This is a genomic window from Gracilimonas sp. (assembly GCF_035704785.1).
Lineage (GTDB): Bacteria > Bacteroidota > Rhodothermia > Balneolales > Balneolaceae > Gracilimonas.
In genome coordinates, this window is sequence record NZ_DASSWP010000169.1 from 1 (window position 1) to 8,330 (window position 8,330).

The window sequence follows — 8,330 nt, forward strand, 5'->3', positions numbered from 1 at the left end:
TGAATGATGAATTTGACTTGCCCTATAACGGATTGGCGCATAACCTGCGCACCGTTAGACATTCTTAGACATTTTTTAGACGAAATTTAGACATTGAACTTTAACTAAAACAAAAAATCAAAAGTGCGTCAGGTTGATGCGCTTGTTATAGCAACCGACATATTATGAGTGAATTTAGAAAATACAGACGAACAAATATAGCAGAAATGAGAGAAGTAACTGAGGAGGATTTACATCCCATTAGGCTTCAAGAAACGGTATCAATATCGAAAGAAGATTTGAACGATGGCAGCCCTAAAATTGGAGATATGATTGCCCGTAACCCGAACAACCATAATGATAAGTGGCTTGTTGCCAAAGAATATTTTGAATCTAATTTTGAGCCTTTTGACCCAACAAAAGCAGTTTCTCACGACCAGTTAAAAAACATTTTAGTGCATGATTGGGGAGAAGAAATTAATGGGCAATCTGTAATACACGAAGAAGATTTAGATGAAGTTATTTCGCTAATTAAGCATTTTTTAACAAGTAACGCTAATTAGGTTGCTATAACATAATATTATACGAACAAGGGTTTTGTTAGCACGCGGCGGATAAAATCCGGGAATCATGCTTTAGACTCCTAATTCGCTGTTTTTTTAATGTTATCCGTCTAGTTAGTCGTATGAAGTCGCCGGATAATATCATTTTTTTTGTAAGGAATTGCTTCCTCATCGCTCTAACAAGATAATACCATCAACTAAATAATCAATAGGTGATAAATAGCATGACATAGTTGACACATTCTATAGCATAACATCGTTTACACTTTTTAGTATACAACAGTTCTTTGACATAGTGATTTTCTCGTAGTGTTCATCCAAAAACCGGATGAACGAATACGAGAAAAGAAAACAAGCAATTAATCGACATGAAGCGGGTGAGTCAGTCACTAGTATTGTGGGCTCGCTTGGAAAAAGTCGCCAATGGTTCTACAATTGGCTAAAACGTTATCAGGCTGCGGGTGGGGAAGGTAACTGGTTTAAAGACCAATCCAGGGCTCCAAAAACCACCCCAACCAAGGTATCGGGGTCGGTGGAGCAACAGGTCATTGATGCGCGCAAGCGCTTGGAGAAGCAGGGAATCGCTCAAACCGGAGCGATTGCCATTTCCTATGAGCTGCGCAACCAAGGTATTACCCCGCCTGAAGTCTGGACCATTAACCGGATTATTGCCCGTCATGGATTAACCAAGGACAAACCCCGACGGCGATCCAATAAGGAGTATCCAGAGTTGTTTGACCATACCCACCAGATGGATTTTGTTGGCCCGCGCTGGATTAAAGGCGATGGACGGTTTTACAGCGTAAACATCATCGACACGTGCTCGCGAACCTGTTTAGCCGTGCCGGTTCGCACCAAAGCCTCGTTGGGCATCGCCAGGGGTTTGGCCGAATTTTGGGCCAGACATGGAATGCCTGATGCCCTTCAAATGGATAACGAGTTAGCCTTTCGGGGCAGCAACCGCTATCCACGTAGCTTTGGCATTGTTGTTCGTTTTGCTCTGGCGTTAGGCATCGCTCCGGTATTTATTCCGGTGGGCGAGCCGTGGCGCAACGGGATTATTGAACGATTCAATCATACCTATGACAAACGCTTCTTTCGATCCCAAATCTTTACCGGGTTTGAGCATTTGGGCCAGGCCTCACGTAAGTTTAGCCGCTTTCATAACAGCCATCATCGCTACAGCACATTGGGGCATAAAACCCCGGAACAAGCCACCCGGAAGTTGTTGCCACCCATGCTCTACGATAACCGGTTCAGTTTAGACGAGCGGATTCCTCTTGAAGAAGGCAGCATTTACTTTGTTCGCTTTATCCGAAGCGACTGTAAGCTTCATCTTCCCACCGAGTCCTTTCGAGTGGATCAGAATCTGAAGTATTCCTATGTGGTTGCTGAAATCAGCGTGGAAAACCACTGTTTGTTTGTCCAGCAAAACAACAAGGTGGTTCAAACATTTGAATATCAAATGCCGGTTGATTGGTAGCTTGTTATCACTATGTCAAAGAACTTGTGCTATGAAATTGACCCTTAAGCGCCCCCTGCAGGGGGTCGGGGCTTCGCCCCGCTCTTAACAGTCAAAAAAGTGTCAACTATGTTATGCTATACAACAGGTAATGCTTATTCAAAGCTTCCTGTTGAATTTTGAAGTGATCTGCAAATTTTCGAATGACATTTTTGGACATCCGTTTCTTATAATTCAGGATCTCAGAGATATAGCTTTTCCCTACCTCTGCAATCTTTGCAAGATCGTTTTGTGATAACTCGTGGTCTTCCATTAAGGATTTAATGAGTTCTACAGGGTTCATTTCGGGAATAGAACGGTGCTCATCATCCCAAGCTTTGATGAGTAAATGCAATAATTCATACTCATCCACGGCACCCTCATTTTCCAGGCCGGATAAAACTAATTCTTCAAGTCGGTTGCAGTATTCGTAATACTGCCCATCATCTTTAATGACGGTATATTTTAATTCAGACATTTTCTTTCTCCATTCTAGTACTAAAACTCATCAAAAGTGTCTTGTTCTCCTTTTTTACACAACTTATCATATTCAGCGTGTGTCCCTATCCATTTAATAAAAAGTGTAACGGTATCTATTCGTGCGCTAAAATAATATTCACATAACACTCTGTTGCTGCCTCCGCCTAATAAACTTGCGCTGGCAAAAGTAGCTTTTATATCTGTGGGCTTCCCCCAATCTGCATGTTCTACCTTGTATATCCATTCTTCAAATGAAGAAAGGGAAGCCGCATGCTTCTCAGCATACGCTAATGCGGTTTTTGCTTTTATCAGGTTAACTTTCATTTAATAAACGTTTCTAAACTACAAAAAAGTTCGCTAATTGCGAACATGTATGATTTATATTTATTAACTACACTGAGGGTAAATTTTCCCTTTTTCTGGTTTTCCAGTATAAAGACAAAAACCATTATTCCAATTAGTTGTCCGAGTTCAGTTGGGATTTTAATGTATTATGAACATTTAATTACCGCTTTTGGGGCGTTCTTCTTTGCGGACATACCGGTACAGTCTTCACTGATTATATTTTATGTATGAAATATGTGTTTTGAAGTATAGGTAATACTTCAAAACAATTCCTTACAAAAAAATTTCAAAAAGTTGAAAGAGGCGCTATAAAGTGACTTTTAACTAAGTCTCACCAACGTTTCCCCAATTGCATCTCTGAGTTTAGTATCCACACCAGGCTCTTTTGCATATTGATCCCACTTCATGACCACATCATTTACCTGATCAATGATAGCCCCTGCTTTTTTGATGTTCATGGACTTGGCTACCGATAGCAGATCCTCTCTCGTGATCTCTTTCCTCTTTCCGTTTATGCTCAGGGAATGCTGACTTACCCACTCGCTTCCCGGTCGGTAGGCATGGCATAGATCGTAGGCCGGAGCAAGCTCCCATTTTCCGCCTTCTTTCAGACGAAAAGAAAAGTTCTTGGTATGGTCATCACAATTGCGGGCTGCTACATTAAAGACCATACGCCGGAACATCTGCTCGGCTTCGGGATAGGTCAGGCGTAATTCCCGCATGGTTTGGAAAAGCTGTTCATAGCTAAAGCTGAGTACATCGTTGAAATCGAAATGCTTGATGGCGCATAAGGTTTGAATGTGATGCTTGGTTTCTGTTCCTTCCCTGTCAAATCGTTTGGTCATAAAATGCGCCCGGCCGTTTTCTTCCAATAGCCTGGATGGCATCATTTCGATCCCGCAGTCTTTGGCCATCAGGTAGTAAGCCATTTCAACCCGGCCGTACCCCTGCGTTTTACCCAACTGCACATCACTAACCCCATCCAGCTTTATAAGCCAGTGATCAAATCCTTTGGGAGCTTTGGTTTGACCCGATCGTACCTCCCTTGTTTTTTCATTGTAGGCGATCACCGCTTTTGGCCTTGCCCCACCGGCTGAGGTACCGATCCTCAATATCTGCCGGATTCCCTGTTCCTCTTCCTTATCGAGTTGGGTGGAGAAATTTTCCTTCTTCGACAGCATCTCGCTTGCCAGCTGCACGAGGCTTTCCACTTCAATGCTGAACGTCTGTTTATTCCCCTGAAGCTGAGCCGGTTCGAATTCCAGCGCTCCCATCCCCCGCTTTCCTATGAAGCATAATTTCTCAACGGGATTCATGCTGTCCTGAGGACGGCCTTGCTGTGCCAGCCACACATTGATGAGCTGATTTCCATAGTTGTCGGGCAGGGAGTCGGCCAGCAAACCGGGCAATCCTTTGAAAGCATCCAGATCCGAATTTTCTTTTTTCCTGATGTTGGGAAAGGTGAAGATGTTTCTCCCGCCGTCAATGGGCATAGTCAACGGAGCAAGATCGGCCCCTGAATTTTTGAACGACGGATCGAATTCAAAGGAGGCCAGGCCACGACTCTGATCCCACGCTACCGCCCCTACGGTTCTGCCCCATATGTTTACAAAGGCTGTTGTGATCATTACCAGTCACTTTCCTGGGTTTCCGATCGTTTGCTTCCGGAAGCCCTCTTTCGTTTTTGTTGTTCTTTCTTGGCCAGTGCAATGGGACTGGTGACTTCTTCGACCTGAAAAGCATCCAGATGTTCCAATAATCCCAACACTCTTAAAACCTGAAGGAAGGTTCCCAGAGTCACCGTCTCTCCCCGCTCCAGCAAGCTCAGGGTAGAACGGCTTATACCGGCCTCTTTGGCTAATTCCTCCTGAGTTTTGTTCTGCTCCAGCCGATGATGCTTTACAAACTCCCCCAGCTGTTTGATCACCGCCTGATCGCTCATGGAATACCAATTTGTGTATGAATTATCACTCATAACGATCTTTTATTTGCATTAGTGAATGAATTACCATTCACAATATACACAATATTCAAACAAATATCTGTATTATATTTCATTCATTAATGTAGTTTTAACATCCTAATGAATGAATACTCATACATTCTATAAACACTCGGACCGGGTAGGCCGGTGTGGCTAAAACTTGTGAACTAGAATCAACCAATCGATCAGACGGACTTTAAGCCGTGAAATCGAGAGTCCGTATTAAACAACCTCGAATCCATCTGACCGATTGCCGGTCTGATGGATGGTTAAGGGCTATGTTGCTCGAATTCAATGATTGGAAGACTATAAGCTTCGAGTCTCTGCCTCAAACTTGAGCTTTACCAATATAGACAGAGCAGCCATTATGGAAGTTGGAGACTTCCTAAGCATGAACTTTACAGTCACCGCTTCGCTAAAGACTGAAAAGATAATTAGGGAACTTCATTCGCAGATCGATCTATCGGTCCATCGGTTAATCGCGAAAATGGACCTTCGTAACGAGTTGAAGTAAAGAATATACTTCTACATTGAATGTTCCATGTCCCTTGTTCAATGTTCCATCGACCTTAGAAAAAAGAGCGTGAAGAAGATGACGGAATGAAGCGTTAAGAAACCCCGATAATCGGGGCCGCTGATAAACTACGAAGCGAGCTATATACGTGAAGGAGCATTGATTTCTTTTAGTGTAATGAAGTCAGCTTTAGCTCTTTTTTCGCAGTCGGTCCCGAATGCTATGACTTTATCAAGTATTAAGCAGCCTTTTTTTGCCTGTCAAAACGAGATTCATAATCAGCTTCATAAGGAGTTTGAGTATTCCATATGGCACATATAATTGTAATTAATTTGTTGACTAAATTATTCCGGACTACCGGCCAGGGTTTTCCCTCTTCAAGCTTTCGTTGTTTATAGGCCACAAATTTATCGTGGTGTGTACTGGCTGATTGAGCCGCCATCGTTAATGTAGAACGAATTTCTGAGCTTCCATGGCCCGAAGATCGGGTTTTTCCTCGCACAGATGTTCCTGATTGATGCGCATGGGGAGCGACACCAAAACGAGAAGCAATAGCCTTGGGATTCAACTTCTGCTGCCCATAAAACACAATTAGCCATATCCAGGCCGTCACCTGTCCAATCCCTGGAATACTGCGTAACAACTGGTAGTAGTGGGTCAGGCCTTCGTGGGTTTGTATACACTGCTGAATCTGTTGGTCTAATCGCTCAATATGTTCCTCAAACAGGCGCAGTTGCTCTCCCCAGCCCTGCTTAAGTAGCTGTGGACAATCCGGTTGTTGGCTAGACTGGGTTTGTTTGGTCTTGGTAGCTGTCCGCTGACGTACCAACCGCCGGCGTTCACTATACAGTTGTTGAAGCTGATCCAAGACCGGTTCGGCAGGAGTATGTATCGACAGCTGGTCGCTAAAGCGATCGGCATATTCAGCCAGCAACTCAGCATCAAAGTCATCTTCTTTGCGATGATGTTCTGGCCCTACTTTTTCTAAAATGGTTGTCTTTTCTACCGAGCAGGTCCATCCCATTTGCGTTAAAGAAACTAATAACCGCTTGCCGTAAATCCCGGTATCTTCCATGCAAATAACACTGCTCTGGTAGGTGCACCCGTGATCGGTTAACCATTTATCTAAGCATTGGAAACCAGCTTCGCTATTATCGCACTGAAGATGCTTTCCAGCCGGACGAAGCCAGCAGTCAAGAGTGTCCTTAGAGATATCTATTCCAATAAAGTGGTCTACGTTTGTGAGATCCATAAAAAATCCTCATGTTATATTATACTTAGTAACGTTTGCCAGCTGGGTATTATCGGACCTGACTCTGTTCATAGTGTTTTACTAGCATGCTATTTAGGTTAAGATAATACCGCGAGCGGAGGGACTGATTCGGGACTTCGAGTTTAATCTCGGTACTCTCGGTTAGTCTGTCTCCGATCGGCTGGTATTACAAAAAAAGCAAAAGTTAACTGCCTTTCTCAATAGTTAAGTCTAACAGATTCTCGGGATGGTTCTTTTGTCGGCACAAAAGAACAAGGAAGTTGAATACGGGAAATTGATTATTCCAAGGTGTGGGAAGCCCAAGCTTTCAAATTTGATTAGTGATTAACGAACGGTGATTAACGATTTTTGATGGAATGGAACGGGAATCCGGAGCTTCCGGGACTGCGTTCCGAAGATGGACCTTCGGAACGAGGGCGTACTGAACTTTCAGAACGAGAATAAAGCTGGAGGCAGAGCCTCAATCATACGTTCCGCAGCGGAGCGGCGGAACGAGTGTAAACTCAAAACTCACCGCTCAAAACTAAAATCACTCCAACCCAACTCTCTTAAAGATCACATCCACATTTCGAGTGTGGTGATCCAGGTCGAATGCATCGTCGATCTCTTCCTGGGTTAAGGCTTCGGTAACCGTCTCATCAGCTTCTACGATGGGCTTGAATAGCGTTTGTGATTCCCATGACTTCATCGCTAAAGGCTGGACGGTATCATAGGCTTGCTCGCGCGGCATGCCCTTGTCGATGAGTTTGTGGAGGAGTCGCTGAGAGAATACCAGTCCCTGCGTTTTCCAGATGTTAGCCTCCATATTATCCTCAAACACCACCAGGTTTTCGATCACACCTGCAAAGCGGTTCAGCATGTAATCGAGCAATGTGGTTGCATCGGGGAGAATGATCCGCTCGGCGGAGGAATGCGAAATATCACGTTCGTGCCAAAGCGGGATGTTTTCATAAGCGCTAACCATATAACCGCGAAGCACTCGGGCACAACCGGAGATATTCTCAGAACTGATCGGATTTCGTTTATGCGGCATGGAAGATGATCCCTTCTGCCCTTTGCGGAAAGCTTCCTCGGCCTCCCGTAATTCACTGCGCTGCAGGTGACGGACTTCAACCGCCATCTTCTCCATCGTTGAGCCGATCAGTGCCAGTGTGGAGAGGTAATACGCATGACGGTCGCGCTGCAGGGTTTGGGTTGAAATAGGCGCCGGTGACAATCCTAATTTCTCGCAGGTATATTCTTCCACTTCAGGCGGAATGTTGGCAAAGGTTCCAACCGATCCGGATAATTTTCCAAACTCCACATCGGCGGCGGCTTTCTTGAAGCGCTCCAGATTTCGGTTCATTTCAGCATACCAAAGGGCACACTTCAGACCAAAAGTAGTCGGTTCGGCATGAATGCCGTGAGTGCGGCCCATCATTATGGTGTACTTATGGGCTTTTGCTTTTTCAGCCAATACATCAACGATGCTTTCTAGTCCTTCCAGCAGAATAGCGTTGGCTTTTTTGAGTCGCACGCCCCAGGCAGTATCAACCACATCGGTGGAAGTGAGTCCGTAGTGCACCCATTTCTTTTCATCACCCAGGGTTTCGGAAACGGCGCGGGTAAAAGCGACCACATCATGACGGGTTTCCGCTTCAATCTCTTTGATCCTTGCTACATCGAATCCCGCATTTTCGTAGAGCTTGTCT

8 protein-coding genes are annotated in these 8,330 nt (G+C 44.6%); 2 read left to right on the forward strand and 6 right to left on the reverse strand.

Going from position 1 to position 8,330, the window contains the following annotated elements; genetic code table 11:
- Positions 1–164 precede the first annotated feature (164 nt).
- The gene (locus VFM80_RS09980) at positions 165–542 is read left to right on the forward strand and encodes a hypothetical protein (protein ID WP_395071680.1); all 378 of its coding nucleotides are present in this window, start codon (positions 165–167) and stop codon (positions 540–542) included.
- Between the two features lie 328 nt (positions 543–870).
- A complete protein-coding gene (locus VFM80_RS09985) occupies positions 871–2,025 on the forward strand; it encodes an integrase core domain-containing protein (protein ID WP_395071681.1) in 1,155 nt (384 codons plus the stop codon).
- Between the two features lie 106 nt (positions 2,026–2,131).
- Here VFM80_RS09985 and VFM80_RS09990 read toward each other — a convergent pair whose 3' ends face one another.
- From VFM80_RS09990 to purB, 6 genes are all read right to left on the reverse strand, one after another.
- The gene (locus tag VFM80_RS09990; RefSeq protein ID WP_395071682.1) at positions 2,132–2,521 is read right to left on the reverse strand and encodes a helix-turn-helix domain-containing protein; all 390 of its coding nucleotides are present in this window, start codon (positions 2,519–2,521) and stop codon (positions 2,132–2,134) included.
- Between the two features lie 20 nt (positions 2,522–2,541).
- Complete coding sequence (locus VFM80_RS09995; protein WP_395071683.1) at positions 2,542–2,847, reverse strand: type II toxin-antitoxin system HigB family toxin; 306 nt, start codon at positions 2,845–2,847, stop codon at positions 2,542–2,544.
- 341 nt (positions 2,848–3,188) lie between these two features.
- Positions 3,189–4,496, reverse strand: a complete 1,308-nt coding sequence (locus tag VFM80_RS10000) for a type II toxin-antitoxin system HipA family toxin (RefSeq protein WP_395071684.1) — start codon at positions 4,494–4,496, stop codon at positions 3,189–3,191.
- Positions 4,496–4,843 carry a helix-turn-helix domain-containing protein gene (locus VFM80_RS10005; protein WP_395071685.1) on the reverse strand — a complete coding sequence of 116 codons (348 nt, stop codon included), beginning with the start codon at positions 4,841–4,843 and terminating at the stop codon, positions 4,496–4,498. The genes VFM80_RS10000 and VFM80_RS10005 overlap by 1 nt, the downstream gene beginning before the upstream one ends.
- 761 nt (positions 4,844–5,604) lie before the next feature.
- Positions 5,605–6,618: an IS110 family transposase gene (locus VFM80_RS10010; protein ID WP_395071686.1), complete on the reverse strand. Its 1,014-nt coding sequence runs from the start codon at positions 6,616–6,618 to the stop codon at positions 5,605–5,607.
- Positions 6,619–7,168: 550 nt separating this feature from the next.
- Positions 7,169–8,330 (reverse strand): adenylosuccinate lyase (gene purB / locus VFM80_RS10015; RefSeq protein ID WP_395071687.1); only part of this gene is annotated, 1,162 nt, incomplete at its 5' end.